The organism is Streptomyces sp. CLV115 (assembly GCF_038448545.1).
GTDB lineage: Bacteria > Actinomycetota > Actinomycetes > Streptomycetales > Streptomycetaceae > Streptomyces > Streptomyces sanglieri.
Genome location: NZ_JBCEWQ010000014.1, coordinates 1 through 25,260, shown reverse-complemented (window position 1 = coordinate 25,260; position 25,260 = coordinate 1). Strand labels below are relative to the sequence as shown.

Genomic DNA, 25,260 nt, shown 5'->3' with positions numbered 1-25,260 from the left:
CGGGTCAGACGCCCGGGCTCACCGAGCTCATGTTGAAGTCCGGGACGCGCAGCGCGGGCATCGCGGCCCGGGTGAACCAGTCGCTCCACTCGCGTGGCAGCGTCTTCTCCGTACGGCCCGCCTCCGTGGCCCGTGACAGCAGGTCCACCGGCGACTCGTTGAACCGGAAGTTGTTCACCTCGCCGACGACCTCGCCGTCCTCGACGAGATACACCCCGTCGCGGGTCAGCCCGGTCAGCAGCAGCGTCGCCGGGTCGACCTCCCGGATGTACCACATGCAGGTCAGCAGCAGCCCGCGCCCGGTCGTCGCGGCCACCATCTCGTCCAGGGACCGCTCACCGCCGGCCTCCAGCACCAGGTTGTCGACGGCCGGTGCGACCGGCTGCCCGGTCAGCCCCGCCGTGTGCCGGGTGGTCGTCAGATGCTCCAGCCGGCCGTCCCGGATCCAGTCGGTCCGGGCCAGCGGCAGTCCGTTGTCGAAGACCGAGGAGCTGTCCCCGGACGCGTGGGCGATCACGAACGGCGCGGCCTCCAGGCCGGACGCGTACGGATCGCTGCTCAGCGTCAGCGGCAGTCCGGAGAGCGTCTCGCCGAGCCTGGTCCCGCCACCCGGCGCGGAGAACACCGTCCGGCCCTCCGCGGCGTCCCGCGCGGCCGACGACCACAGCTGGTAGATCAGCAGGTCGGCGACGGAGGAAGGCGGCAGCAGTGTCTCGTACCGCCCGGCGGGCAGCGCGATGCGGCGCTCGGCCCAGCGCAGCCGCTGCGCCAGTTCGGCGTCCAGCCCGGCCGGGTCGACGTCCTTGAAGTCGCGCGTCGAGCGGCCCGCCCAGGACGAACGGGTGCGGTCGGGGGACTTCGCGTTGAGCTCCAGCTTCCCGGTCGGCTGGTCGTGGCGCAGCCGCAGCCCCGTCGACGTACCGAGGTACGTCGAGGTCAGCTCGTGGTGGGCGAAGCCGTACAGCTCACGGCCGCCGGAGCGCGCGCGGGCGAAGGCGTCGCCGAGCGCCGGGGCGAACTCCGCGAAGACGTCCGAGTCCGTCTCGGCCGGTGCGTCCGTGAAGTCCGGAGACGCGGGCACCCCGGTGACCAGGGGCTGCGCGTCCTCCGCCGGACCGGCTCCCCGCGCGGCGGCCTCGGCGGCCCGCACCAGCGGCTCCAGGTCGTCGGCGGTGACCGCGGACCGGGACACCACACCGGACGCGGTGCCCTGTGCCCCGTCGACGGTCGCGATGACGGTCAGGGTCCGCCCCCGCGTCACCCCGTTCGTGGTGAGCGCGTTGCCGGCCCAGCGCAGGTTCGCGGACGACTCCTCGTCGGCGATGACCACACAGCCGTCGGCGGTGGACAGTTCGAGCGCCCGCTCGACGATCTCGTGCGGCTTGCTGTCGCGGCTCATCGTCCGGCCTCCTGCGTCGTATTGAGATCACACACACTATCCAGCGGTCCGGCCCCGCCACCCGGTTGTCGACCGGGTCAGCGGCCCAGCGCCCGACGCAGGGTGAGCCCGTGCCGGGTCCTGAGGCGCCGCAGTTCCCAGAGGCTCACCGCGGTGACCGACAGCGGACCGCCGAAGACCGCCGCGCCCCGCACCAGTGCGGGAACACCGTCGAAGGTGTTCGAGAACAGGTCCGCGACCGCGAGCTCCCAGACCAGCACGATCGCGATGACCGGGGGCAGCACCTCGTGGATGTCCGCGGTGCGGAACACGTGCACCAGCGCCAGGCCGGCACCGTAGACCACGAACACGAACGCCCACAGCATCACGAGGATGAGGAAGAATTCGTACATGAGGTGCATGTAGTCGGCCGTGGACGGCTTCTCGGGCATCTGCCCGAAGGGGCCGCCGGTCAGCGCGCCGGAGGTGATCAGCACGAAGTACAGAATCGTGCCGGCCAGCGCCAGCAGCGCCCCGAGCGGCTTCAGCGCCCGTCGCAGATACAGGCGCCGGGTGTGCGAGCGGCTCGCGAGGACGAACGCGCCGACGGCGACCGGCAACGTGGCCGCCAGCAGGGTCGCGGACGTCAGGATCTGGTCGAACCGCTGATAGGCCAGGGACTTGGCGTCCGAGGTGATCCGGTACGACACCAGGATCCACACCATCGCGGCGAGACCGACCACCATGCGCAGGACCTGGATCCGCTTCACCGCCGGATCGTCCACCCGGTCCGGCCGCGACGGCTTGCACACCTGGCGCCCGGCCGCGATCGGGTTGAGCAGCCGGAACGCCCGCCGCATCCGCGACGGCGGCCGCGACGGTCCGGGCTGCGGACCCCACCCCGGTTGCGGACCCGGGCCGGGCAGGGGCCCACCCCGGCTGCGGCCCCCCGTTCGGCGGCCGGCCCTGCGGCGGCACTCCCGGGCCCTGCGGCCGGGGCGGCCACCCGGGCTGTCCTCCCCCTGGCTGCGGTCCACCGCCGTACGGTCCCCATGGACCCGGTCCACCACTCATCGACGTCCCCCGAACAGTCACCACGGAAATTTTCGTCCCCGACGATACGCCGTGATACGCCGCCGCAACCCGGTGTTTCCGAGGCTGCGGCGAGCGGCCGCGGGGGAGCGGTCGTGCGGGGCCCGCGGGCCCCCCACGAACCGGTCGGCAGCTCCCGGACCCGGCGGGCGCGTCGTCAGTCGCGCCCCGACTCGTTCGTCGTGTTCAGGATGTTCACGCCCCGGAACAGTGCCGTGGGGCATCCGTGGGAGACGGCGGCGATCTGCCCCGGCTGGGCCTTGCCGCAGTTGAAGGCCCCTCCCAGCACGTACGTGGAGGGTCCGCCCACGGCCTCCATGGACCCCCAGAACTCGGGTGTGACCCCCTGGTACGCGAAGTCGCGGACCTGCTCCGCGAGGCGGCCGTTGCGGATCCGGTACGCACGCTGACCGGTGAACTGGAAGTTGTAGCGCTGCATGTCGATCGACCAGGACCGGTCGCCGACCACGTAGATCCCGCGCTCCACCCCGCCGATCAGGTCCTCCGTGGACAGCCCGCCCGGGTCCGGCCGCAGTGACACATTGGCCATCCGCTGGACGGGGACATGGCCGGGCGAGTCCGCGAACGCGCAGCCGTTGGAACGGCCCAGCCCGGTCAGCTTCGCCATCCGCCGGTCCAGCTGGTACCCGACCAGCGTCCCGTCCTTGACCAGGTCCCAGGACTGCGCCTCGACGCCCTCGTCGTCGTACCCGATGGTCGCGAGCCCGTGCTCGGCCGTGCGGTCACCGGTCACGTTCATCACGGGGGAGCCGTACGTCAGCTTCCCCAACTGGTCGAAGGTGGCGAACGAGGTCCCGGCGTACGCCGCCTCGTAGCCCAGCGCCCGGTCCAGCTCGGTGGCGTGCCCGATCGACTCGTGGATGGTCAGCCAGAGGTTGGACGGGTCGACGACCAGGTCGTACGTGCCCGCCTCGACGCTCGGCGCCCGCATCTTCTCGGCCAGCAGCCCGGGGATCCGGGCCAGTTCGTCGTCCCAGTCCCAGCCGGTCCCGGTCAGGTACTCCCAGCCGCGGCCCACCGGCGGGGCGGTCGTCCGCATCGAGTCGAACTCACCGGTCGTCCCGTCCACGGCCACCGCGGTGAGCTGCGGATGCAGCCGCACCCGCTGCTGGGTGGTGACGGTGCCCGCCGTGTCCGCGTAGAACTTGTTCTCGTGGACGGTCATCAGCGAGGCGTCCACATGCGCGACGCCCTCGGCGCCCAGCAGCCGACCGCTCCACTCGGCGAGCAGCCCCGCCTTCTCCTCGGCCGGTACGTCGAAGGGGTCGATGCCGTACGCCGAGACCCAGGTCCGCTCGCCGTGCACCGGCTCGTCCGCCAGCTCGACCCTCTCGTCCGAGCCGGCCGCCGCGATCACCTTCGCCGACAGCTTCGCCATGGCGACGGCCTGCGAGGCCACCTTCGCCGCGGCGTCCATCGTCAGGTCCACGCCGGACGCGAACCCCCACGCCCCGCCGTGCACCACCCGCACCGCGTAGCCCAGATCGGTGGTGTCCGAGGACCCGGAAGGCCGGGCGTCGCGCAGCCGCCAGGACGCGCTGCGCACCCGCTCCAGACGGAAATCCGCGTGCGCGGCACCCAGCGCACGCGCGCGGGCGAGCGCCGCGTCGGCGAGGGCCCGCAGCGGCAGGGCCAGGAATGACTGATCTACCTCGTGGGGCACAGGAAATTCCCTTCTCGATGCACCACGGAAGTGAATCACGCCGGACGGTGCCCCCACCGGGGATCCCGGAGGCCGTCCGCCGCCGGTCCGGACACGGCGCGGCCCGGCCGGCGTCCCTCTGTAGGAACCCCACAGTGCCCGGGGGGAGGCGCTGTCAGGGGCCGATTCCTCGTGGAGCACCGGGTACCGATAGGTTTTCGATGTACCAGACCGCTAGGGAAAGGGTGATCCGTTGAGCCGCTCGGTTCTCGTCACCGGAGGAAACCGGGGCATCGGCCTCGCCATCGCCCGCGCTTTCGCCGACAACGGCGACAAGGTCGCGATCACCCACCGCTCCGGCGAGCCGCCCCGGGAACTCATCGAGGCGGGCTGCCTGGCGGTCCGTTGCGACATCACGGACGCCGAACAGGTGGAGCAGGCCTACAAGGAGATCGAGGAGAAGCACGGTCCCGTCGAGGTGCTGGTCGCCAACGCCGGTATCACCAAGGACCAGTTGCTGATGCGGATGTCCGAGGACGACTTCACGTCTGTCGTCGACACCAACCTCACCGGCACCTTCCGGGTCGTCAAGCGCGCCAACCGCGGCATGCTGCGCGCCAAGAAGGGCCGCGTCGTCCTCATCTCCTCCGTCGTCGGACTGCTCGGCTCGGCCGGGCAGGCGAACTACGCCGCGTCCAAGGCGGGTCTGGTCGGCTTCGCCCGGTCGCTGGCCCGTGAACTCGGTTCGCGGAACATCACTTTCAACGTCGTCGCGCCCGGTTTCGTCGACACCGACATGACGCAGGTGCTCACCGAGGAGCAGCGCAAGGGCATCGTGTCCCAGGTGCCGCTCGGCCGCTACGCGCAGCCCGAGGAGATCGCCGCCGCGGTGCGCTTCCTCGCCTCCGACGACGCGTCGTACATCACTGGAGCCGTCATCCCCGTTGACGGCGGATTGGGCATGGGTCACTGATCACCATGAGCGGAATTCTCGACGGCAAGCGCATCCTCATCACGGGTGTGCTGATGGAGTCGTCCATCGCTTTCCACGCCGCCAAGGTGGCCCAGGAGCAGGGTGCCGAAGTCATCCTGACCGCCTTCCCCCGCCCCACGCTCACGGAGCGCATCGCCAGGAAGCTGCCGAAGCCGGCCAAGGTCATCGAGCTGGACGTGACCAACACCGAGCACCTGGACCGGCTGGAGGGCCTGGTCCGGGACGAGCTCGGTTCGCTCGACGGCGTCGTCCACTCCATCGGCTTCGCGCCGCAGGACGCGCTCGGCGGCAACTTCCTCAACACCCCGTTCGAGTCCGTCGCCACCGCGATGCACGTCTCGGCGTTCTCGCTGAAGTCGCTCGCCATGGCCTGCAAGCCGCTGATGAACGACGGCGGCTCGATCGTCGGCCTCACCTTCGACGCGCAGTTCGCCTGGCCGCAGTACGACTGGATGGGCCCGGCCAAGGCCGCGCTGGAGGCCACCTCCCGCTACCTCGCCCGTGACCTGGGCAAGGACGACATCCGCTGCAACCTGGTCTCGGCCGGACCGCTCAAGTCCATGGCCGCGAAGTCCATCCCCGGCTTCACCGAGCTCGCGGACGTGTGGAACACCCGCTCCCCGCTCTCCTGGGACATGACGGACCCGGAGCCGGCCGGCCGCGGCATCGTCGCGCTGCTCTCGGACTTCTTCCCGAAGACCACGGGCGAGATCATCCACGTCGACGGTGGCGTGCACATGATGGGTGCCTGACCCCGCGGGACAGGCACGGACCGGGCCGCGTACCACCTCCGAGCAGGTGGTGCGCGGCTCCGGTGCGTCCGGGCCCGGCTCCGGCCCGCTCAAGTCGAAAAGATGGTCGATCCACCGCAGAATGTGGTGAACCGGACTTCGGGTCAGGCTGCGGGGAGGAGGTCGCCGTGCGCGCCACACGTCGCCGGACCTGCGCCCTGCTGGCGGCCTCCATAGCCGTCGCCGGACTCGCCGCCCCGGTGGGGATATCCGTGGCGGGGCGGATGGGGGCCGGGGCGTCCGCCCCCGCCGCTCCTCCCGACCCCGCCGGAGCCGAATGCCGTACGTCGGTCCGGGGCTCCCGGGTCGTCACGTACTGCCACAACCCGTACCCCTCCACCGACCGGGTACAGCTGCACACCGAGTGCCGCCGCTGGTGGGACATAGACGCCGACGCCGCCCCGGTCGACGTGGCCCCCGGCCGGACCGTACGGATCGACGACCGCTGCTGGAAGGAAGTCGGCGCCGTCTGGGTCACGCACCAGGTGCGTGACCCGTCGACGGCCTGAGACCTCGCAGCGGCCCGGCACCGGGGCACGCGAACCCGGCATGACCCGGACGAGGGGCCTATACCCGGTCCACCAGACAGCTCAACGCATGGCTCGCGGCCTCGGCCGCCGCCGCCTCCCCGTCCCCCGCCCGGATCGCCTCGACCAGCCTGCCGTGGTCCATGTGGTTCTCCGGCCGCAGCTCATGACCGATGTCGCCGCGGAGATAGTCGCGCAGCAGATCGCCCAGGTCGGCGTAGAGACCGGTCAGTACGTCGTTGTGCGAGGCGGCGACCACGGCCAGGTGCAGCGTCGCGTCCGCCGCGACGAACGCCTCGGCGTCACCCTCGGCCCAGGTCTCCTCCCGGCGCGCCATCAGCGCGTCCAGCTGCTTGAGATCCCGCTCGGTGCGCCGGGCGGCCGCCAGCCTCGCCGCCGAGGACTCCAGGGTGGAGCGCAGCTCGGCGACATGGCGGGGATCGGCGGAGGCGAAACGGCGGTGCATCACCCCGGCCAGCTCGCTGGTGGCCACGACATAGGTGCCCGAGCCCTGCCGGATGTCGAGCAGGCCGTTGTGCGCGAGGGCGCGCACGGCCTCGCGCACGGTGTTGCGGGCCACCCCCAGCTGCTCCACCAGCTCGGGCTCGGTGGGAATGCGCGAACCCACGGGCCACTCGCCCGAGGTGATCTGGTTCCTCAACTGGGCGATCACCTGGTCGGCGAGGGCCGAACGCCGCGGAGACGTCAGCGTCATGGTGCTCCTTGGTCGGGTTGCTTGGGTGGCGGACGGGGGCTGCGGGGACGGCGGGAACGTTGCTCCGCCTGCCGCGAATCGTCTCAGAGCGGCCCGTTACCGGGGTGGCTCCAGAACGATTGGACAATCAATCATCCCATGATTCTATGATGGGCCTCATGCCCGACGACGAGACCCGGCCCCAGACCCGGACCTTGACCCCCGCCACCACGGTGGACGACCCCACGAAATCCACGGCCGCGCGGACAGCCACGGCCGTGCGGACCCCGCCGGCCTCCCGGACAACACCGGCCGCCGACGGGGCCGCCCCCTGGATGCTCCGGCTGGTCGTCGTCGGGCTGGTCCTCACCGCGCTCAACCTCCGCCCCGCCATCACCAGCCTCGGCGCCCTCCTCGAAGAGGTGCGCGACGGGCTGCACATGAGCGGCAGCGTCGCCGGTGTCCTGACCTCCGTACCGCCGCTCTGCTTCGCGGTCTTCGGCATCATGGCGCCGCGCCTCGCCCGCCGCTTCGGCCCGGGCGCGGTCGTCTGCGCCGGCATGACCGCCATCACCGCCGGTCTGGTGATCCGGCCGCTCGTCGGCGGGACGGCCGGCTTCCTCGCCGCGAGCGCCCTCGCCCTCATGGGCATCGCCGTCAGCAACGTCCTGATGCCGGTGATCGTCAAGCGCTGGTTCCCGGACCGGGTCGGCTCCATGACCGGGCTCTACTCGATGGCCCTGGCCCTCGGCACCTCGCTGGCCGCCGCCGTGACCGTGCCCATGACCAGTGCGATGGGCGGCAGCTGGCGGCTCGGGCTCGGGGTCTGGGCCGTGCTCGCCGCCGCCGCGATCCTGCCCTGGATCCCGCTGGTACGGGACCGCGGCGGTGCCCCGGGGAAGCAGGCCGCCCAGCAGCCGGACGCCCCCGCCCTGCGGATCACCCGCAGCCGTACCGCCTGGGCCCTCGCCTGCTTCTTCGGGCTGCAGGCCACCGCCGCGTACATCACCATGGGATGGATGCCGCAGATCTTCCGCGACGCCGGGGTCTCGGCCGGCACGGCGGGTGTGCTGCTCGCCGTGACCATGGCGATGGGCGTGCCGCTCGCCTTCGTCATCCCCCGGGTCGCGACCCGGATGAAGAACCAGGGCGCGATCGTCGTCTTCCTCGGCAGCTGCGGCCTCCTCGGCTACGCGGGCCTCTACCTCGCACCGGCCGGCGGCGCCTGGGCCTGGGCGCTGCTGCTGGGCATCTCGAACTGCTCCTTCCCGCTCGCCCTGACCATGATCGGCATGCGGTCCCGCAGCGGGGCCGGAGTGGTCCGGCTGTCCGCGTTCGCGCAGTCCGTCGGCTATCTGATCTCGATCCCGGGACCGCTGCTGATCGGTGTGCTCTACCAGCACAGCGGCGGCTGGGAACTGCCGATCGCACTGATGGCGGGCCTCATGGTGCCGCAGATGGCGGTCGGAATCCTCGCCGGGCGGGACCGGACCATCGAGGACGAATGCTGAAGTGCGAGACTGAGCCCATGTCTCCTGTGCTCGACCCGAATCCCCAGAACGGTCAGAAGAAGTTCCTCATGGTGCTCGGGGCGATGCTGCTGATCACCGTGATCGTCGCAGTGATCGCCTCGATCGCGTCCCCCTGAGCCGTACGTGCCCCATGAGCCGTACGCATCTCCTTGAGCAGTACGGCCACCGGCCATGCGCACCCCCGGCCGTACGCGTCCTTCGGGCCGTACGGCCGCCGATGGTGGGGCTGGCCCCCGTGTCCCCTAGGGGGCCAGGGTCAGGGTGAAGTGGGTGGACCGCCGGATGGGGCAGGCCGCCCCGAGTCCGTAGGTTTTCGGTATCAGCACCGAAGACCCGCGGAGGCGGACATGCCGGCCCGAACGCACACCCCGACCACCCACCCGGCCACCGGAAGCGTCGAGGTCCGGCTGCCCTGGTGGGCCATCGCGCTGCCCGCGATCGCGTTCGCCGCACTTCTGCTGCTGATCATGGGATCCGGCGAGGCGCAGGCCGCGACCGCCGACCCGGCGATCAGCCGGTTGCTCGCGCGAATCACGGCCCTGGTGACCGGCTGACGTCGTCCGCGCACCCCGCGGAAGCCCGCCAACACCCTGCGCCGGGCGGCACATTTCATGCGAAGCTGAGGTGTATGAGCGTCGATACACCTCGCAGGATCGTCCTTCTCAGGCATGCAAAGGCGGAATGGTCGCAGGACTCCGACCACGAGCGACCGCTCGCGGAGCGCGGCCGCAAGGATGCCCCCGTCGCGGGCCGCAAACTCGTCGACTCCGGGATCGCCCCCGAGCTGGCCCTCTGCTCCACCGCGGCCCGGACCCGCGAGACGTGGAAGCTGGCCGTCCACGAGATGCCGCAGCGCCCCAGGACCGTGTACGAGGACCGGCTGTACGAGGCATCCCTCGGTGAGCTGATCGCGCTGATCAACGAGACCCCCGACGATGTGCACAACCTCCTGGTCATCGGCCACAACCCCGGTATGCACGCGGTCGCCGACGCCCTCTCGGAGTCGTCCGAGGGCGACGCACTGTCCCGGATGACCCGCGGCGGCTTCCCCACCGCGGCGTTCGCCGTCGTCGAGTTCACCGGCTCCTGGAAGGGCGTGGAACACGGAGTGGGCAAGCTGGTCGAGTACTGGACGCCCAACGACTGACCTCGTTCCCGTACGTCGCAGGGCCCCGGCGCGAGTAGCGCCGGGGGCCTGCGACACATCTGTGCGAACGCGTGAGTCGCGTCGGTCGACGCTGTGCGAACGCGTCAGTCGACGAGGCCGTCGGCGGCCTCGACCTCCTCGCGGGTGATGCCGAGCAGATACAGCACGGTGTCCAGGAACGGCACGTTCACCGCGGTGTGCGCGGCCTCGCGGACCACCGGCTTGGCGTTGAAGGCCACCCCGAGCCCGGCGGTGTTCAGCATGTCCAGGTCGTTGGCACCGTCACCGATCGCGACGGTCTGCGCCAGCGGCACCCCGGCCTGCTCGGCGAAGCTGCGCAGCAGCCGGGCCTTGCCGGCCCGGTCGACGATGTCGCCGACGACCCGGCCGGTGAGCTTTCCGTCGACCACTTCCAGCGTGTTGGCAGAGGCGAAGTCGAGCCCGAGCCGTTCCTTCAGATCGTCGGTGACCTGGGTGAACCCGCCCGAGACCACACCGACTTGATAGCCGAGCCGCTTCAGCGTACGGATCAGGGTGCGCGCGCCCGGCGTCAGTCGCACCTCGGCACGCACCTTGTCCACCACCGACACGTCGAGCCCGGCCAGCAGCGCCACCCGCGCGTGCAGCGACTGCTCGAAATCGAGCTCGCCGCGCATCGCCTGCTCGGTCACCTCGGCGACCTTGTCCTCGCAGCCCGCGTGGGCGGCGAAGAGCTCGATGACCTCGTCCTGGATGAGTGTCGAGTCGACGTCCATGACCACCAGGCGCTGTGCCCGGCGGCTCAGACCGGCCGACACCACCGCGACATCGACGCCGATGCCGGCGGACTCCGTCGCCAGTGCGGTGCGCAGTTCCTCGGTGGCGGTGCCGGACACGGCGAACTCGACCGCCGTGACCGGATACTTCGCGAGCCGGAAGATGCGGTCGATGTTGCCGCCGGTGGAGGTGATCGTGGCCGCTATGGCGGCGGTCGACTCCGCGGTCAGCGGGTGCCCGAGCACCGTCACATGGGAACGCCCGTCACCACGCGGCCGGTTGTCACCGGTACCGGAGATGATCTCGGCCTGGAGCTTCAGCGAATCGGCCCAGCTGTGCACGGTCGCCCGCAGATCGCCCTCGGTGGTGCCGCCCGCGGTCGGGGCGGTGACCAGCGCGCACAGGACGATGCGGCCACGGGTGACGACCTGCTCGATGTCGACGACGTCGACCGAGTAGGCGGCGAGGGTGTCGAAGAGCCCGGCGGTGATACCGGGGCGGTCCTTCCCGAAGATCTTCACGAGAAGGGTGGGGGTGCCGGCGCCCCGAGAGGACCCGGGGGGCTCGGAACGGGACTCAGGGGACTCAGGAGACGAGGAGGACCGAGGTGGCTGAGATGCGCTCATGGTGCTTCCACCGTATCGGTCCGCCCCGGCGCTCCGGCGGCCCGTCCCGAGGACCGGACAGCGCGTCGGACACCCACACCCGCCCGGCGCCCGCGCGTGGTGACGGACCGCGCGCGCCCGGATCCGGCCGGTGTCCGGCAGGGCTGCGGGACCACGGGCGCGGGGTGACCGGGATGTTCCGGAAACCGGTGATTCATGCGCACTCGGGTCGCTTGCCGTGCCCTGTTCCCTTTGGCCGCGCGCCGCTTCCGCGGTTCGTGTCGGCACCGTAACGATGCAGGTCCAGGCAGGGTCTTCGGGCTGCTCGACTTTCGTATCGGGGACCGCTCCTGGAATAGTTCCCCACGATGTTCAGCATCCCTAGACTCCCTGCGATGGGGGTAACTCGGGGGACAACTAGTGGGGCGCGGAGTGCCGGAACTCGTACTGGAATTGAATGGCAGGACCTGGACGCTCGATCCGTCCAGGTCGTACACCCTGGGTCGCGATCCGCAGGGCGACCTGACGATCGACGACGCCAGAGTGTCGTGGCGGCACGCCACGATCAGCTGGGGAGGCCGGAATTGGTTCATCGAGGACCACGGCAGCACCAACGGAACCTATGCGCAGGGCAACCGGATCCAGCAACTGGAGATCGGCCCCGGCTCGGTCGTGCACCTGGGCAATGCCACTGACGGCCCGCGGCTGAGCCTCACCGCCGCGGCGGGTGCCGACGCGTACAGCGGACAGGGCGCGGGTGCCCAGCAGGCACCGGTCCAGCAGCCCCAGCAGGGCGGCGCCGGCTGGCCCGGCCGGCAGGCCCCCGCCCCGCACCAGCCGCAGCAGCCGCAGCAGGGCTGGCCGCAGCAGGCACCCCAGGGAGTGCCGCCGCAGCAGCCCGTGCAACCGCAGGTCCCGCAGCAGCAGGGCGTGGCGAACCCGCCCGGCACGGGCGGAGCCGCGGGGGCTCCGCCGGTGTACGGAGACCGCAGCCCGACCACGTTCCACCAGCTGGACCTCGGTCGCGTCATGCGCATCGGTCGTGCGCTGGAGAACGAACTGGTCGTCTCCGACCTCCAGGTCTCCCGCCACCACGCCGAATTCCACGCGACCCCCGACGGCCGCTTCGAGATCCGTGACCTCGGATCCCACAACGGCACGTACGTCAACGGTCAGCCGCTGCAGAAGTCGGGCTCCGCGCTGATCGGGCCGAACGACATCGTCGGTGTCGGCCACTCGACCTTCCGCCTGGTCGGCGACCGGCTCGAAGAGTTCGTCGACACCGGTGAGGTCTCCTTCTCCGCCCGCCACCTCACGGTGACGGTCGACGGCGGGAAGCAGATCCTCAAGGACGTCTCCTTCGGCGTCCCGGAGAAGTCGCTCGTCGCGGTCATCGGCCCGTCCGGCTCCGGCAAGTCCACCCTGCTCAAGGCGCTCACCGGCTACCGGCCCGCCAACCAGGGCGACGTGCTCTACGACAACCGGAACCTGTACAAGCAGTTCGCCGAACTGCGCCAGCGCATCGGTCTGGTCCCGCAGGACGACATCCTGCACAAGGAACTCACCGTCACCAAGGCGCTCAAGTACGCGGCCAAGCTCCGCTTCCCCGCGGACACCACCGAGGCCGAGCGCCAGGCCCGGATCCTCGAAGTCCTCGCCGAGCTCAAGCTCGACATCCACAAGGACAAGAAGGTCACCTCGCTCTCCGGCGGTCAGCGCAAGCGCGTCTCCGTCGCCCTTGAGCTGCTCACCAAGCCGTCGCTGATATTCCTGGACGAGCCGACCTCCGGCCTCGACCCGGGCATGGACCGCGACGTCATGCAGTTGCTGCGCGGTCTGGCGGACGACGGCCGCACCGTCCTGGTCGTCACGCACTCCGTCGCCGAGCTGGCGATCTGCGACAAGCTGCTGGTCATGGCGCCGGGCGGGTCCGTCGCCTACTTCGGCCCGCCGGAGGAAGCGCTCAACTTCTTCGGCTACACCACCTGGGCCGACGTCTTCTCCGCGTTCGAGAACTACCGCGACTACGACTGGTCGGGCCGCTGGCGCGGATCGCAGCACTACCAGATGTACGCCGCGGACATCGACGCCGTCGCCGCACAGTCCGTACACATGCCGCCCCCGCAGCAGATGCGCCCGCCGAAGCCGCAGAGCTGGTCGGCCCAGCTGTGGACCCTGATGCGCCGCTACGTCTCGGTGATCGCGTCCGACAAGGGCTTCATGGGTCTGATGGTGATCCTGCCCGCGGTGCTCGGCGTCGTCAGCGTGGTCATCCCGGCCGACTTCGGCCTGGCCCCGCCGAAGCCGCCGTCCCGGTTCAACGGAGCGGCCGGAACGATCATGCTGATCCTCGCGGTCGGCATGTGCTTCTCCGGCGCGGCCAACTCCGTACGAGAACTGATCAAGGAACGCGTCATCTACGAACGGGAACGGGCCACCGGCCTCTCCCGCTCCGCCTATCTGATGTCGAAGGTGATCGTCCTCGGCGTGATCACCGCCTTCCAGGGCGTCATCATCTGCGGCATCGGCTTCGCCACCCGCGAGCTGCCGGCCGAGGGCCTGATCATGCCGCCGGCCGTCGAGCTCTGCCTGACGATCATCGTGCTCGGCTTCACCTCGATGATGTTCGGCCTGGTGATCTCCTCGCTGGTGAAGACCGCCGAGAAGACCATGCCGCTGCTGGTCATGTTCGCGATCGTCCAGGTCGTCTTCACCGGCATCCTCTTCCAGGTGTTCGGCTCGCCGGGCCTGGAGCAGTTCGCCTGGCTGATGCCGTCCCGCTGGGCCATCGCGGGCGCGGGCACGACGCTCGACCTCTCGCACCTCATGGCGCCGTGGGATCCGAAGAACCCGACCGATCTCGACCCGCTGTGGGAGCACTCGGCCACTCAGTGGGGGATCAACATCTCGGTGCTGCTGCTGCTCGGCATCATCTGCGGCGTCGTGGTCGCGCGACTGCTGCGCCGCCACGAGCCGGAGGTCATGCGCAAGTAGCGCGGGCCCGGCACACGACCGCCGAAGGGCGGCACCCCACGCGGGGTGCCGCCCTTCGGCGTGTGCGGATGCCGTCCGGCGATCCGCGGTGCCGGTCAGTAGGCGCTGTTGACGTTGTCGATCGAGCCGTACTTGTCGGCCGCGTAGTTGGCCGCGGCGGTGATGTTGGCGACCGGGTCGTAGATGTTCGACGAGGTGCCCGGGACGTGGTACGCGTTGAACGTCGGCTGGATGACCTGGAGCAGGCCGCAGGACGGGGTGCCGTTCTGGGCGTTGATGTCCCAGCCGTTGACCGCGTTCGGGTTGCCGGTCGACTCGCGCATGATGTTGCGGTGCAGACCGTTGTACGAGCCGGGGATGCCGTTCGCCCGCATGATGTCCAGGGCCTGGTTGATCCAGCCGTCCAGGTTGTTCGCGTACACCGGGGTACGGGCCTCGGAGCGGCTGGCGGCCTGCGGCGCGGTGCGCTCGGCGGCGACGGCCTTCGCCCTCACCTTGGCGGCGGCCTCGGCCTTGGCCTTCGCGGCGGCCCGGGCCTTGACCTCGGCGGCCTCGGCGGCCTTGGCGGCCTTGGCCTTCGCGGCGGCGGCCTTCTTGGCCCTGGCGAGGTCGGCGGCCTTCACCAGCTTCTCGGCGGTGGAGTGCTGCTCGATGATGCTGGCCTGCACGGCCTTGGCCTGCGGAGTACCGGCGGCCGACGCGAGGACCACGGGGGCGGCGGACACGGGGGTCTCGGCCTCGGGCTTGGGGTCGGCGTTGGCGGGGACGAGCGAGAACGAGAGTGCGGCGACGGCCATGGCGGAGATTCCCGCGACGGAGAGCTTCTGGGTCTTGTTCAGGCGACGACGACGGCCGGGGATGCTGGACACGGACATGCAGACGCACCTCTTCGAATAGCGGGAGTCCTCACGGAGGACGAAGACGGGAGGCGTTCGCGCATCTCCGTCGGGGACGAGAGCAATTCTTAGCGCCCGCAAAATCTGGTGGCAAAGGTGTGACGTACGAACCCGGGTAGTGGACCGGGGCTCCGCTCGAACGTGTCGGCCCGCGCTCATAACCATTGATGTGGCGCTTATGTGTCCACTAGCAGACTTCGTAAGTGACGTGGGTCCTATGCGCGGCCTCACACCGGGCGGGTGGCAACCTCACAAACCGTTGCTCCAGCAATCCGGAGTGTGAGATTCCGGGGTGTGTGGGGTATCTGACGGCCCCGCATCCCTTGTGTGCGGGGCCGTTCCCGTACAGGAGGCCGGTCCTGGAGGAAGGCCGTCCCTGAGGGGAGGCGGTTCTCGCGAACTGGCGGAGGGACCTAGTCCCTGCGCCCTAACCGGCGGCCGTCCACAGGCCGATACGGCGTTCGAACCCCGCCGGTACGGTGAGGCCATGAGCCATCGCCCGTCGTCGGGTCTCGCCGCCGTGAGCGCCGCGCTGCTCGCCATGAGCCGGCATCTCGAAGTGCGCGACGTCCTGAAGAAGATCGTCGTCTCGGCCCGCGAGCTGCTGGACGCCGAGTACGCCGCCCTGGGCGTCCCAGACGACCACGGCGGCTTCGCCCAGTTCGTCGTCGACGGTGTCAGCGACGAGCAGTGGAAGGCCATCGGCCCGCTGCCCAGACAGCACGGCATCCTCGCCTCGATGCTCCACGAGGCGAAGCCCGAGCGGCTCGCCGATGTCCGCAAGGACCCCCGCTTCGAGGGCTGGCCCGCCGCCCACCCCGACATGTCCGACTTCCTCGGCCTGCCCATCAGGGACGGCGAGGAGGTCATCGGCGCGCTCTTCCTCGCCAACAAGCGCTGCCCCAAGCCCGAGGGCAGCTGCGGCTTCACCGCCGAGGACGAGGAACTGCTGGCCATCCTCGCCCAGCACGCGGCGATCGCCCTCACCAACGCCCGGCTCTACGAACGCAGCCGCGAGCTCACCATCGCCGAGGAGCGGTCCCGGCTCGCCCACGAGCTGCACGACGCGGTGAGCCAGAAGCTCTTCTCGCTGCGGCTGACGGCCCAGGCCGCCGCCGCCCTGGTGGACCGCGACCCGGCCCGCGCCAAGGGTGAGCTCCAGCAGGTTGCCGCGCTCGCCGCGGAAGCCGTGGACGAGCTGCGCGCCGCCGTCGTCGAGCTGCGCCCCGCCGCGCTCGACGAGGACGGCCTGGTCGCCACCCTCCGTACCCAGATCCAGGTCCTGGACCGGGCCCACACCGCCCGGGTCACCTTCGAGAGCCTGGGCACCCGGGCCCTGCCGGCCGCCCACGAAGAGGCGTTGCTGAGGGTCTCCCAGGAGGCCCTGCACAACGCACTGCGCCACTCCGGGGCGGAGCACGTCGAGGTCACACTGGCCCGGCACGGCAGCGGCACACTGCTGCGGATCACCGACGACGGCAGCGGCTTCGAACCCGCGGCGATCCGGCAGGCGGGCAGGCACCTGGGCCTGGTGTCCATGCGGGACCGTGCGAACGGCGTCGGCGGAAGGCTCAACGTTGAATCGGCGCCCGGCAGGGGCACCACGATCGAGATGGAGGTACCCGGTGCCTGACAAGATCATCAGGGTGCTGCTGGTCGACGACCACCAGGTGGTCCGCCGCGGCCTGCGGACGTTCCTGGAGATCCAGGACGACATAGAGGTGGTCGGCGAGGCGGCCGACGGTGCCGAAGGAGTGGCCAGGACCGAGGAGCTCCGCCCCGATGTCGTCCTGATGGACATCAAGATGCCCGGCACCGACGGCATCGAGGCGCTGCGCAGGCTCCGTGAGCTGGAGAGCCCGGCCAAGGTCCTCATCGTCACCAGCTTCACCGAGCAGCGCACCGTGGTCCCCGCGCTGCGCGCCGGAGCCTCCGGTTACGTGTACAAGGACGTCGACCCGGACGCCCTGGCCGGTGCGATCCGCTCGGTGTACGCGGGCCACGTCCTGCTCCAGCCGGAGGTCGCGGGGGCCCTGCTCGCCCAGGAGGACTCGGGCAGCGGCACGGGCCGGGGGAGCACCCTCACCGAACGGGAGCGGGAGGTGCTCGGACTGATCGCCGACGGCCGCTCCAACCGCGAGATCGCGCGAGCGCTGGTCCTCTCCGAGAAGACCGTCAAGACACACGTCTCGAACATCCTGATGAAGCTCGACCTCTCGGACCGGACCCAGGCGGCCCTGTGGGCGGTGCGACACGGGGCGGCGGGCTGACCTGCGCCGGAGCGGACCGTCTTCGTCCGGGCGCGGACCGTCTTCCTCCGGGCTGAGATTCATACTGCCGGGTGTGTGTCACCCGGACGGCGCAACCTGTTCGGCCCCGGGGCGTTCTCCGGGGTGCTGCGGCGGTCGGCCGCTGCCACGCCAGGAGGATCCTGAAGCAGGCCGCTGCCGTCACCGTGATCGCCGGTGGGATCGTCGCCGCCGGCGCGGGCGCCGCCTCCGCCACCGGACACGGCGCGGGCGCCGGCGGCGACGCGGCCCACTCCCGGGCGTGGTCAGCGGCAACTTGATTCAGGTCCCGGTGCACGTCGACGTGGTCGGCAGCACGGTCGACGTGATCGGCCTGCTCAACCCGGCCTTCGGCAACCTCGGCCTGAACGGCTGACCGACCCCGCGGCCGGCCGGCGCCACGGTCACACCTCGCCGGACGGGCGCATCGAGCCCGTCCGGCGGCTCCCGCCGTCCGCCCGTCCGGCGGCTCCCGCTCACCGCTCCCGCTCGCGCTCCTCCACATACGCGTTGTACGCGGCGACCTGCGCCCGCCGGGCCACCCGCTCCACCGGCCGCAGCGCCTCGCCCCTGGCCGCGATCTCCGAGGCGCTCACCGCCCCGCCGTGCCCGTTCTCGTACGCCACCGAGATCAGCAGCCCCACCCGCTGCGCCAGCTCCAGCACCCGCACCGCCCGCGGCGGATAACCCGGAGCCAGCACCTCGCGCCCCCGCTCCGCCCGCGCCCGGTACGCGTCCACCGCCGCGTCCGCCACCGGCCCCGAACCGGCCACGTCCAACCGCGACAGCACCGCCGTCGCGTCCCGCAACGCCTCGGCGAGCTCCCGCTCCGCCTCGCCCAGCGACGGCACATCGGCCGGCGGCGCCTCCCGCACCGCCAGACAACGCCACACCACCTCGATGTGCAGATCCCCGGCCGGTCCCACCTCACGCACCTCGGGAACCAGTCCGTACGGCGCACCGAAGGCCACCACCGCCTCCTCGGCCTCCAACGCCCGCGCGTTGAAGTCCGGCGGTCCGCTCAGCCCCAGCGGATGGCCCGGCGCCGGCAGCGCCACCCGGAAGCCCGTCACCCCCAGACCCCGCAGCCGGCCGAGCGCCAGCGTGAGCCCGACCGGCCCCGCCTCGCCCGGCAGCCCCTCCACGCGGTGCACCGCGTCCTCCCCGACAATGGCGAGCGCCGCCTCGTCCGGCGACACCAGTCCCGCCAGAAGCGCGTTTCCCCAAGCGGCCAACAGCCCTGAGCGTGGTTCCGAAAGCATGGGAACACCCTAGGGAACGGACCCGGGGGCTGTCGTCACTCGGGCCCAGCGCCGGGAGCACTCGCGCGGTGGCGTAGATTTCCCTGGGAGCTGTGCCCACAGGTACCGACGATCTCGACACTGCATGGGGAGACAACGCGCCATGAGCGATGTACTGGAGCTGGTGGACGTATCCGTGGTCCGCGACGGACGCGCTCTGGTGGACGACGTCTCCTGGTCGGTCAAGGAGGGGGAGCGCTGGGTCATCCTCGGCCCCAACGGCGCCGGCAAGACCACCCTCCTCAACATCGCGTCCAGCTACCTCTTCCCGAGCACCGGTACCGCCAAGATCCTCGGCGAGCAGCTCGGCGGCGTCGGCACCGACGTCTTCGAGCTCCGTCCCCGCATCGGCATCGCGGGCGTCGCCATGGCCGAGAAGCTGCCCCGGCGCCAGACCGTGCTGCAGACGGTGCTCACCGCCGCGTACGGCATGACCGCCACCTGGCACGAGAACTACGAGGCCGTCGACGAGGAGCGCGCCCGCGCCTTCCTCGACCGGCTCGGCATGACCGAGTACCTCGACCGCAAGTTCGGCACCCTGTCCGAGGGCGAGCGCAAGCGCACCCTGATCGCCCGCGCCATGATGACCGACCCCGAACTGCTGCTCCTCGACGAGCCGGCGGCGGGACTCGACCTCGGCGGCCGCGAGGACCTGGTCCGGCGCCTCGGCCGGCTGGCCCGCGACCCGTACGCCCCCTCCATGATCATGGTCACCCATCATGTCGAGGAGATCGCCCCCGGGTTCACCCACGTCCTGATGATCCGCCAGGGCAAGGTGCTCGCCGCGGGCCCCATGGAGACCGAACTCAGCTCCCGCAACCTCTCCCTGTGCTTCGGACTGCCGCTCGTCGTCGAGCACACCGGCGACCGCTACACGGCCCACGGACTGCCGCTCTCGTAACCCCCGCCGGCACCGGCTCCCGGCCGCAACTCGGCGCAGCGGCCGGCTTGCGCCCTGTCCGCGAGGGCGGTCGCGGTTCTACCATGGCCCCGTGGACATCGACGCGTGGGTGTGGTGGCTGATCGGCGCAGTGGGACTGGGCATCCCACTCGTCATGACTGCGATGCCCGAGTTCGGCATGTTCGCCGTCGGAGCGGTCGCAGCGGCTGTCGTCGCGGCACTCGGCGGCGGCATCGTGGCCCAGGTGCTGGTGTTCGTCGTGGTCTCCGTGGCGCTCATCGCGGTGGTCCGCCCGATCGCCGCCAGACACCGCAGCGACCGGCCCCAACTCGCCACCGGCATCGATGCGCTGAAAGGCCGTCAGGCAGTTGTCCTGGAGCGGGTCGACAGCAGCGGCGGCCGGATCAAGCTGGCCGGTGAGATCTGGTCCGCCCGCGCACTCGACGAGGGCCAGAGCTTCGATCCCGGCCAACAGGTCGATGTCGTCGACATCGACGGAGCCACGGCAGTCGTCATGTGACCGAACCACCCACAAGGCAGAGCGCGTTCTGTCAGACTCGATGTCGATCATCATGAGATCGGGGCCGGTACAGCTTCCGGCCCCTCCCGCGAACTCGACCTCGATCATCGCGATCCGTCGGCAACCGAAGGGCAACGAGGAACACGATGCAACCGATCATCATCGTTCTGATCATTCTGGTGGTGCTCGTCTTCATCGCCCTGATCAAGACGATCCAGGTCATCCCGCAGGCCAGCGCCGCCATTGTGGAACGCTTCGGCCGTTACACCCGCACGCTCAACGCGGGCCTGAACATCGTCGTTCCATTCATCGACTCCATCCGCAACCGCATCGACCTCCGTGAACAGGTCGTGCCGTTCCCGCCCCAGCCGGTGATCACCCAGGACAACCTGGTCGTCAACATCGACACCGTCATCTACTACCAGGTGACCGACGCGCGGGCCGCGACCTACGAAGTCGCCAGCTACATCCAGGCGATCGAGCAGCTCACCGTCACCACCCTCCGCAACATCATCGGTGGCATGGACCTGGAGCGGACCCTGACCTCCCGCGAGGAGATCAACGCGGCCCTGCGCGGCGTCCTCGACGAGGCCACCGGCAAGTGGGGCATCCGCGTCAACCGCGTCGAGCTCAAGGCGATCGAGCCGCCCACCTCCATCCAGGACTCGATGGAGAAGCAGATGCGCGCCGACCGTGACAAGCGCGCCGCGATCCTCCAGGCCGAAGGAACGCGCCAGTCCGCGATCCTCACCGCGGAGGGCGAGAAGCAGTCCGCGATCCTGCGCGCCGAAGGTGAGGCCAAGGCATCGGCCCTGCGGGCCGAGGGCGAGGCCCAGGCGATCCGTACGGTCTTCGAGTCGATCCACGCCGGCGACCCGGACCAGAAGCTCCTCTCGTACCAGTACCTCCAGATGCTCCCGAAGATCGCCGAGGGCGACGCCAACAAGCTCTGGATCGTGCCCAGCGAGATCGGCGACGCCCTCAAGGGCCTCAGCGGCGCCTTCGGCAACCTCGGCAACGGCGCCCCCGGTTTCGACACCAGCAAGGAACGCCGGGAACAGCCCCCGGTCGACTGACGCGTACACGCCCCGTGCATGATCAATGCACCAAGCACCGATCATGCACGGGGGGTACGCAATGAACATCTGGGAGATGCTCGCCGTCTTCGTCGCGGGCATCAGCGCAGGCACGATCAACACGATCGTCGGCTCGGGAACGCTGATCACCTTCCCCGTACTGCTCGCCACCGGCCTTCCCCCGGTCACGGCGACCGTCTCCAACGCCCTCGGCCTGATACCCGGTTCCGTCAGCGGCGCCATCGGCTACCGCGAGGAGCTCAAGGGACAGGGCCGCCGCGTACTCAAGCTCGCGGTCGGCGCCCTCGTGGGCGGCCTCACCGGTGCCACCCTCCTGCTGGCCCTGCCCTCGACGGCCTTCGAGACCATCGTGCCGATCCTGGTGGCCCTGGCTCTGGTCCTGGTCATCCTGCAACCACGCATCAGCAAAGCGGTCCAGCGCCGGCGTGAGCACACCGGCACCCCCACCCGTCCCGACGGCGGACCGCTGCTGTTCGTCGGCCTGATGCTCGCCAGCGTCTACGGCGGCTACTTCACCGCCGCCCAGGGGATCATCTACCTCTCCCTGATGGGCATGCTGCTCGACGACACCATGCAGCGCCTCAACGCCGTCAAGAACGTCCTGGCCGCCGTCGTCAACAGCATCGCCGCGCTCTTCTTCCTCTTCGTCGCGCACTTCGACTGGACAGCCGTCGTACTGATCGCGGTCGGCTCCGCGCTGGGCGGCCAGATCGGTGCCAGGATCGGCCGCCGCCTCAGCCCCACCGTGCTGCGCGTCCTCATCGTCGCGGTCGGCACGGCCGCCATCGTCCAGCTGCTGCTCCGCTGACACGGCGAAGCCCGCCTCCCCACGGAGACGGGCTTCACCACGACGAAATGCGTACACCGCCTACGCTGCGGTGCCCTCCAGCCACTCCGGCAGCGCCGACCGGTCACCGGACCCCATCGCCAGCAGCATCGCCTGCGCGGGAGACGGCACGAACGGCTGGCGCAGCAGCGGCATCCCCGCCTGCTCCGGCGTCCGGGCCGCCTTGCGGTGATTGTCCTCGGCACAGGACGCCACCGTGTTGAGCCAGGTGTCCTGACCCCCCTGGGCGCGCGGCACCACGTGGTCGACGGTGCTCGCCCGCCGCCCGCAGTACGCGCACCGGTGCTGGTCCCGTATCAGCACACCCCTCCGCGACCAGGGGGCATGTCTTCGGAACGGCACCCGTACGTACCGGCAGAGCCTGATCACCCGGGGCACCGGAATGTCCACGGCGGCACCACGCATACGGAGATCGGGATGCGACTGCTCGACGACGGCCTTGTCCTGAAGAATCAGCACCACCGCACGGTTCAGCGTCACCGTCGACAGCGGCTCGAAGCTCGCGTTCAGTACCAGCGTGTCCCGCATCTCGCCCACCTCCCGTGTGCCGGCCGCCCCCTGGCAGGCCCGGATCAACTCTGGCCGGGCGAGCCGTGATGGACAACGCAATAAAAAAATGCCCTGCCCTGATCTCTCCAGGACCAGGGCAGGGCAAACAGCGGGGGAACTCTCGGCTCACCGGGTACTAGGCGGGACCGGTGTACTCGCCGATCAGCTGAGCACGGCCCAGCGTGTGGAACCGCAGGTTGAAACCGACGACCGCGGGCGACGCATCGCTGTCGACACCCAGCTTCTCGGTGTCCACCGCGTACACCGTGAACACGTAACGGTGGTTCTCCCCGGCCGGCGGAGCGGCACCGCCGAAGTCCTTCGACCCGTAGTCGTTACGGGCCTGGACGGCGCCGGCGGGCAGTCCCTCGAACTTCCCGCCGCCCGCACCGGCCGGGAGCTCCGTGACCGACGCCGGAATGTCGAAGAGCACCCAGTGCCAGAACCCGCTGCCGGTGGGGGCATCGGGGTCGAAGCAGGTCACGGCGAAACTCTTGGTCTCGGCCGGGAAACCCTCCCACCGCAGCTGCGGCGAGGTGTTCCCGGCCGCGAACACCTGAGCGTCCGCCAGCACGGCACCGGGGGCGAGATCCTCGCTCGCCACCGTGAACGACGGCACCTCCGGATGGAAGTCGTGCGGCAGCGGCGCCCTCTTCGGCTCGGTCACGTCAGCACCTCTCCTGATCGCTCTCCTGCTGTCAGCAGGTCTCCCACCGACCCTAGAGCCAGTTGCGCTGACCGCCGACCTGCGCCAGCCACTGATTGAGGTACGCCGCCCAGTCGGTCCCCTGGTAGTCGTGCAGCCCGACCTTGAACGAGCGGTAGGAGTCGCTGCCCTCGCTGAAGAGGCCCGACTTCTTGTCCATCTCCAGGACGACGTCCATCTCACGGTCGTCCGCGACGAACGTCAGCTCCACCTGGTTCAGCCCGCGGTACTGCTGCGGCGGGAAGAACTCGATCTCCTGGTAGAAGGGCAGCCGCTGACGCGTACCGCGAATGTGACCGCGCTCCATGTCCGCGCTGCGGAAGCCGAAGCCGAGCCGGCCGAAGGCGTCGAGGATGGCCTGCTGGGCCGGCAGCGGGTGCACATTGATCGGGTCCAGGTCGCCCGAGTCCAGCGCCCGCGCGATCTCCAGCTCCGTGGTCACACCGATGTTCATGCCGTGCAGATGCTGACCGGCGAACATCGTGATCGGCGTCTCCCAGGGAATTTCGAGCCCGAAGGGCACGACGTGCACGGCACCGGCCCGCACCTCGAACGCGCCACCGAGGCGCAGCTTGGTGAACTCGATGTCCTGCTTGGTCTCCGTGTCGTTGCCCTCGACCTCGACCCGCGCCTGCAGGCCCACGGAGAGTCCCTCGATCCGCTGATCCACGGAACCGCCCTGGACCCGCACCTCGCCCTGGACGACCCCACCCGGTACGACGTTGAGCTCGGAGAGCTCGGTCTCCACCGAAGCGCCACCGGCACCCATGCTCGCGAGCAGCCGCTTGAAGCCCATGTTTACTCCTCCTTGGTCCTGACCCCTAGATACGCGCCACGACCGTAGTCGGTTCCCGGTACCCTCGACCGCCATGATCGAGGGCTTGGACCGTACGCCGCTGACACGCGACTTCTTCGACCGCCCCGTACTGGACGTGGCACCCGACCTCCTGGGCCGGACCCTGGTGCGAGCCACACCGGACGGACCCATCGAGCTCCGCCTCACCGAGGTGGAGGCATACGCAGGCGAGATCGATCCCGGTTCGCACGCCTTCAGAGGCCGCACCGCACGCAACAGCGTCATGTTCGGACCGCCCGGCCATGCGTACGTCTACTTCACCTACGGCATGTGGCACTGCCTCAACCTGGTGTGCGGCCCCGAGGGCAGGGCGAGCGGGGTCCTGCTCCGCGCCGGCGACATCCAGGTCGGTGCCGAACTCACCCGCGAACGTCGAAACTCGGCCCGCAATGACAAGGAACTGGCCAAAGGCCCGGCCCGCCTGGCCACCGCCCTCGATGTCGACCGAGCGCTGAACGGCACCGACGCCATCGCCCGTCCCGGCGCCCCGCTGTCCGTACTGCACGGCACCCCGCCCCCACGCGACCAGGTACGCAACGGCCCCCGGACCGGAGTGGGCGGCGACGGCGCCGCACATCCCTGGCGATTCTGGATCGACGGTGACCCCACGGTGAGCCCCTACCGGGCCCATGTGCCACGTCGACGCGCAACTTGACTCGCCCTTGAGGGACGCCTAATGTAGTCCGAGCCGCTTGAGACGGGTGCTGCTGTCGATGAGGTCCACCGGACCACATCCGAAGCATCCCTGAGCGGCCAACCACTACCTACGAATCACCCTGGCGGGTGCGAATTCGGCATGCCGTAATTCAATCCCTTTCGGCTCGATTATGAGCCGCCAAGGAAATCGACTAATGTAGCGGACACGCCGAAAGGCAAGGCCTCTCCAAGGTCACCGGAATTCAAATTCGGACCGGAAACGGAACGAAAAGAGTCTGGTAAGGTTGGAACCGCCGGAAAGGGAAACGCGAAAGCGAAGAACTGGAAAGCGAAAAAGCAGGATCCCGCTTCGACCGGGAATCGGACACGAAAGAGTCTGATAGAGTCGGAAACGCAAGACCGAAGGGAAAAGCCCGGAGGAAAGCCCCAGAGAGTGTTCTGCGGGTGAGTACAAAGGAAGCGTCCGTTC

The 25,260-nt window shown here is 70.1% G+C and carries 25 protein-coding genes and 1 pseudogene; 16 read left to right on the top strand and 10 right to left on the bottom strand.

The features are described from left to right. Nucleotides 1-4: 4 nt before the first annotated feature. The 3 genes from AADR41_RS07880 to AADR41_RS07870 all read right to left on the bottom strand — a co-directional run bounded on the left by AADR41_RS07880 (nucleotide 5) and on the right by AADR41_RS07870 (nucleotide 4,154). Nucleotides 5-1,399, bottom strand: coding sequence for a metallopeptidase TldD-related protein (locus AADR41_RS07880; protein ID WP_342280637.1), 1,395 nt, complete (start codon nucleotides 1,397-1,399; stop codon nucleotides 5-7). A 77-nt stretch (nucleotides 1,400-1,476) separates the two neighbouring features. After that, complete coding sequence (locus AADR41_RS07875) at nucleotides 1,477-2,238, bottom strand: hypothetical protein (protein ID WP_342280636.1); 762 nt, start codon at nucleotides 2,236-2,238, stop codon at nucleotides 1,477-1,479. Between the two features lie 389 nt (nucleotides 2,239-2,627). Then, the gene (locus AADR41_RS07870) at nucleotides 2,628-4,154 is read right to left on the bottom strand and encodes a TldD/PmbA family protein (protein WP_342280635.1); all 1,527 of its coding nucleotides are present in this window, start codon (nucleotides 4,152-4,154) and stop codon (nucleotides 2,628-2,630) included. A gap of 232 nt (nucleotides 4,155-4,386) precedes the next feature. Between AADR41_RS07870 and fabG the strand changes: the two genes are divergently transcribed. From fabG to AADR41_RS07855, 3 genes are all read left to right on the top strand, one after another. Beyond that, nucleotides 4,387-5,106 (top strand): 3-oxoacyl-[acyl-carrier-protein] reductase, encoded by a 720-nt coding sequence (fabG, locus tag AADR41_RS07865; protein WP_342280634.1) that lies wholly within the window; start codon nucleotides 4,387-4,389, stop codon nucleotides 5,104-5,106. Nucleotides 5,107-5,111: 5 nt separating this feature from the next. Next, complete coding sequence (gene fabI, locus AADR41_RS07860; RefSeq protein WP_342280633.1) at nucleotides 5,112-5,879, top strand: enoyl-ACP reductase FabI; 768 nt, start codon at nucleotides 5,112-5,114, stop codon at nucleotides 5,877-5,879. Between the two features lie 167 nt (nucleotides 5,880-6,046). Further along, nucleotides 6,047-6,427 carry a hypothetical protein gene (locus AADR41_RS07855; protein WP_342280632.1) on the top strand — a complete coding sequence of 127 codons (381 nt, stop codon included), beginning with the start codon at nucleotides 6,047-6,049 and terminating at the stop codon, nucleotides 6,425-6,427. Nucleotides 6,428-6,485: 58 nt separating this feature from the next. Here the strand turns inward: AADR41_RS07855 and AADR41_RS07850 are convergent, their stop codons facing one another. Continuing rightward, the gene (locus AADR41_RS07850; RefSeq protein WP_342280631.1) at nucleotides 6,486-7,160 is read right to left on the bottom strand and encodes a FadR/GntR family transcriptional regulator; all 675 of its coding nucleotides are present in this window, start codon (nucleotides 7,158-7,160) and stop codon (nucleotides 6,486-6,488) included. 158 nt (nucleotides 7,161-7,318) lie between these two features. On the opposite strand from AADR41_RS07850, the gene AADR41_RS07845 reads away from it, so the two are divergent. The 4 genes from AADR41_RS07845 (at nucleotide 7,319) to AADR41_RS07830 (ending at nucleotide 9,818) form a co-directional block, all read left to right on the top strand. Continuing rightward, on the top strand, nucleotides 7,319-8,650 hold the full coding sequence (locus AADR41_RS07845; protein ID WP_342280630.1) for a CynX/NimT family MFS transporter: 1,332 nt from the start codon (nucleotides 7,319-7,321) through the stop codon (nucleotides 8,648-8,650). A 26-nt stretch (nucleotides 8,651-8,676) separates the two neighbouring features. Then, a complete protein-coding gene (locus AADR41_RS07840; RefSeq protein ID WP_342280666.1) occupies nucleotides 8,677-8,787 on the top strand; it encodes an SGM_5486 family transporter-associated protein in 111 nt (36 codons plus the stop codon). 231 nt (nucleotides 8,788-9,018) lie between these two features. Next, entirely contained in the window at nucleotides 9,019-9,225 is a 207-nt protein-coding gene (locus AADR41_RS07835; RefSeq protein ID WP_342280629.1) for a hypothetical protein, read from the top strand. A gap of 74 nt (nucleotides 9,226-9,299) precedes the next feature. Next, on the top strand, nucleotides 9,300-9,818 hold the full coding sequence (locus AADR41_RS07830; RefSeq protein WP_342280628.1) for a SixA phosphatase family protein: 519 nt from the start codon (nucleotides 9,300-9,302) through the stop codon (nucleotides 9,816-9,818). Between the two features lie 104 nt (nucleotides 9,819-9,922). On the opposite strand, the gene serB is transcribed toward AADR41_RS07830, so the two are convergent. Next, nucleotides 9,923-11,200 carry a phosphoserine phosphatase SerB gene (serB, locus tag AADR41_RS07825; RefSeq protein WP_342280627.1) on the bottom strand — a complete coding sequence of 426 codons (1,278 nt, stop codon included), beginning with the start codon at nucleotides 11,198-11,200 and terminating at the stop codon, nucleotides 9,923-9,925. A gap of 399 nt (nucleotides 11,201-11,599) precedes the next feature. Between serB and AADR41_RS07820 the strand changes: the two genes are divergently transcribed. Further along, on the top strand, nucleotides 11,600-14,173 hold the full coding sequence (locus AADR41_RS07820; RefSeq protein WP_342280626.1) for an ABC transporter ATP-binding protein/permease: 2,574 nt from the start codon (nucleotides 11,600-11,602) through the stop codon (nucleotides 14,171-14,173). Between the two features lie 95 nt (nucleotides 14,174-14,268). Here AADR41_RS07820 and AADR41_RS07815 read toward each other — a convergent pair whose 3' ends face one another. Then, nucleotides 14,269-15,048, bottom strand: a complete 780-nt coding sequence (locus AADR41_RS07815; RefSeq protein WP_342280625.1) for a transglycosylase SLT domain-containing protein — start codon at nucleotides 15,046-15,048, stop codon at nucleotides 14,269-14,271. A 508-nt stretch (nucleotides 15,049-15,556) separates the two neighbouring features. On the opposite strand from AADR41_RS07815, the gene AADR41_RS07810 reads away from it, so the two are divergent. From AADR41_RS07810 to AADR41_RS07800, 3 genes and pseudogenes are all read left to right on the top strand, one after another. Then, nucleotides 15,557-16,702, top strand: a complete 1,146-nt coding sequence (locus tag AADR41_RS07810) for a GAF domain-containing sensor histidine kinase (protein WP_342280624.1) — start codon at nucleotides 15,557-15,559, stop codon at nucleotides 16,700-16,702. After that, complete coding sequence (locus AADR41_RS07805; protein ID WP_342280623.1) at nucleotides 16,695-17,339, top strand: response regulator transcription factor; 645 nt, start codon at nucleotides 16,695-16,697, stop codon at nucleotides 17,337-17,339. The genes AADR41_RS07810 and AADR41_RS07805 overlap by 8 nt, the downstream gene beginning before the upstream one ends. Before the next feature lie 158 nt (nucleotides 17,340-17,497). Further along, a pseudogene (locus AADR41_RS07800) lies at nucleotides 17,498-17,733 on the top strand (chaplin). 100 nt (nucleotides 17,734-17,833) lie between these two features. Here AADR41_RS07800 and AADR41_RS07795 read toward each other — a convergent pair. After that, nucleotides 17,834-18,619 (bottom strand): hypothetical protein, encoded by a 786-nt coding sequence (locus AADR41_RS07795; RefSeq protein ID WP_266916809.1) that lies wholly within the window; start codon nucleotides 18,617-18,619, stop codon nucleotides 17,834-17,836. A 142-nt stretch (nucleotides 18,620-18,761) separates the two neighbouring features. Here AADR41_RS07795 and AADR41_RS07790 point away from each other — a divergent pair, with 142 nt between their 5' ends. From AADR41_RS07790 to AADR41_RS07775, 4 genes are all read left to right on the top strand, one after another. After that, complete coding sequence (locus AADR41_RS07790; RefSeq protein WP_342280622.1) at nucleotides 18,762-19,559, top strand: ABC transporter ATP-binding protein; 798 nt, start codon at nucleotides 18,762-18,764, stop codon at nucleotides 19,557-19,559. A gap of 91 nt (nucleotides 19,560-19,650) precedes the next feature. Further along, complete coding sequence (locus AADR41_RS07785; RefSeq protein WP_342280621.1) at nucleotides 19,651-20,079, top strand: NfeD family protein; 429 nt, start codon at nucleotides 19,651-19,653, stop codon at nucleotides 20,077-20,079. A gap of 146 nt (nucleotides 20,080-20,225) precedes the next feature. Further along, nucleotides 20,226-21,155: an SPFH domain-containing protein gene (locus AADR41_RS07780; RefSeq protein ID WP_124718431.1), complete on the top strand. Its 930-nt coding sequence runs from the start codon at nucleotides 20,226-20,228 to the stop codon at nucleotides 21,153-21,155. Between the two features lie 61 nt (nucleotides 21,156-21,216). Continuing rightward, nucleotides 21,217-21,984: a sulfite exporter TauE/SafE family protein gene (locus AADR41_RS07775; protein ID WP_342280620.1), complete on the top strand. Its 768-nt coding sequence runs from the start codon at nucleotides 21,217-21,219 to the stop codon at nucleotides 21,982-21,984. 60 nt (nucleotides 21,985-22,044) lie between these two features. On the opposite strand, the gene AADR41_RS07770 is transcribed toward AADR41_RS07775, so the two are convergent. From AADR41_RS07770 to AADR41_RS07760, 3 genes are all read right to left on the bottom strand, one after another. After that, the gene (locus AADR41_RS07770) at nucleotides 22,045-22,551 is read right to left on the bottom strand and encodes an HNH endonuclease (RefSeq protein WP_342280619.1); all 507 of its coding nucleotides are present in this window, start codon (nucleotides 22,549-22,551) and stop codon (nucleotides 22,045-22,047) included. Nucleotides 22,552-22,708: 157 nt separating this feature from the next. After that, complete coding sequence (locus AADR41_RS07765; RefSeq protein WP_342280618.1) at nucleotides 22,709-23,239, bottom strand: YbhB/YbcL family Raf kinase inhibitor-like protein; 531 nt, start codon at nucleotides 23,237-23,239, stop codon at nucleotides 22,709-22,711. A gap of 52 nt (nucleotides 23,240-23,291) precedes the next feature. Further along, on the bottom strand, nucleotides 23,292-24,074 hold the full coding sequence (locus AADR41_RS07760; protein ID WP_342280617.1) for a sporulation protein: 783 nt from the start codon (nucleotides 24,072-24,074) through the stop codon (nucleotides 23,292-23,294). A gap of 73 nt (nucleotides 24,075-24,147) precedes the next feature. Here AADR41_RS07760 and AADR41_RS07755 point away from each other — a divergent pair, with 73 nt between their 5' ends. After that, nucleotides 24,148-24,789: a DNA-3-methyladenine glycosylase gene (locus AADR41_RS07755; RefSeq protein ID WP_342280616.1), complete on the top strand. Its 642-nt coding sequence runs from the start codon at nucleotides 24,148-24,150 to the stop codon at nucleotides 24,787-24,789. Nucleotides 24,790-25,260 lie beyond the last annotated feature (471 nt).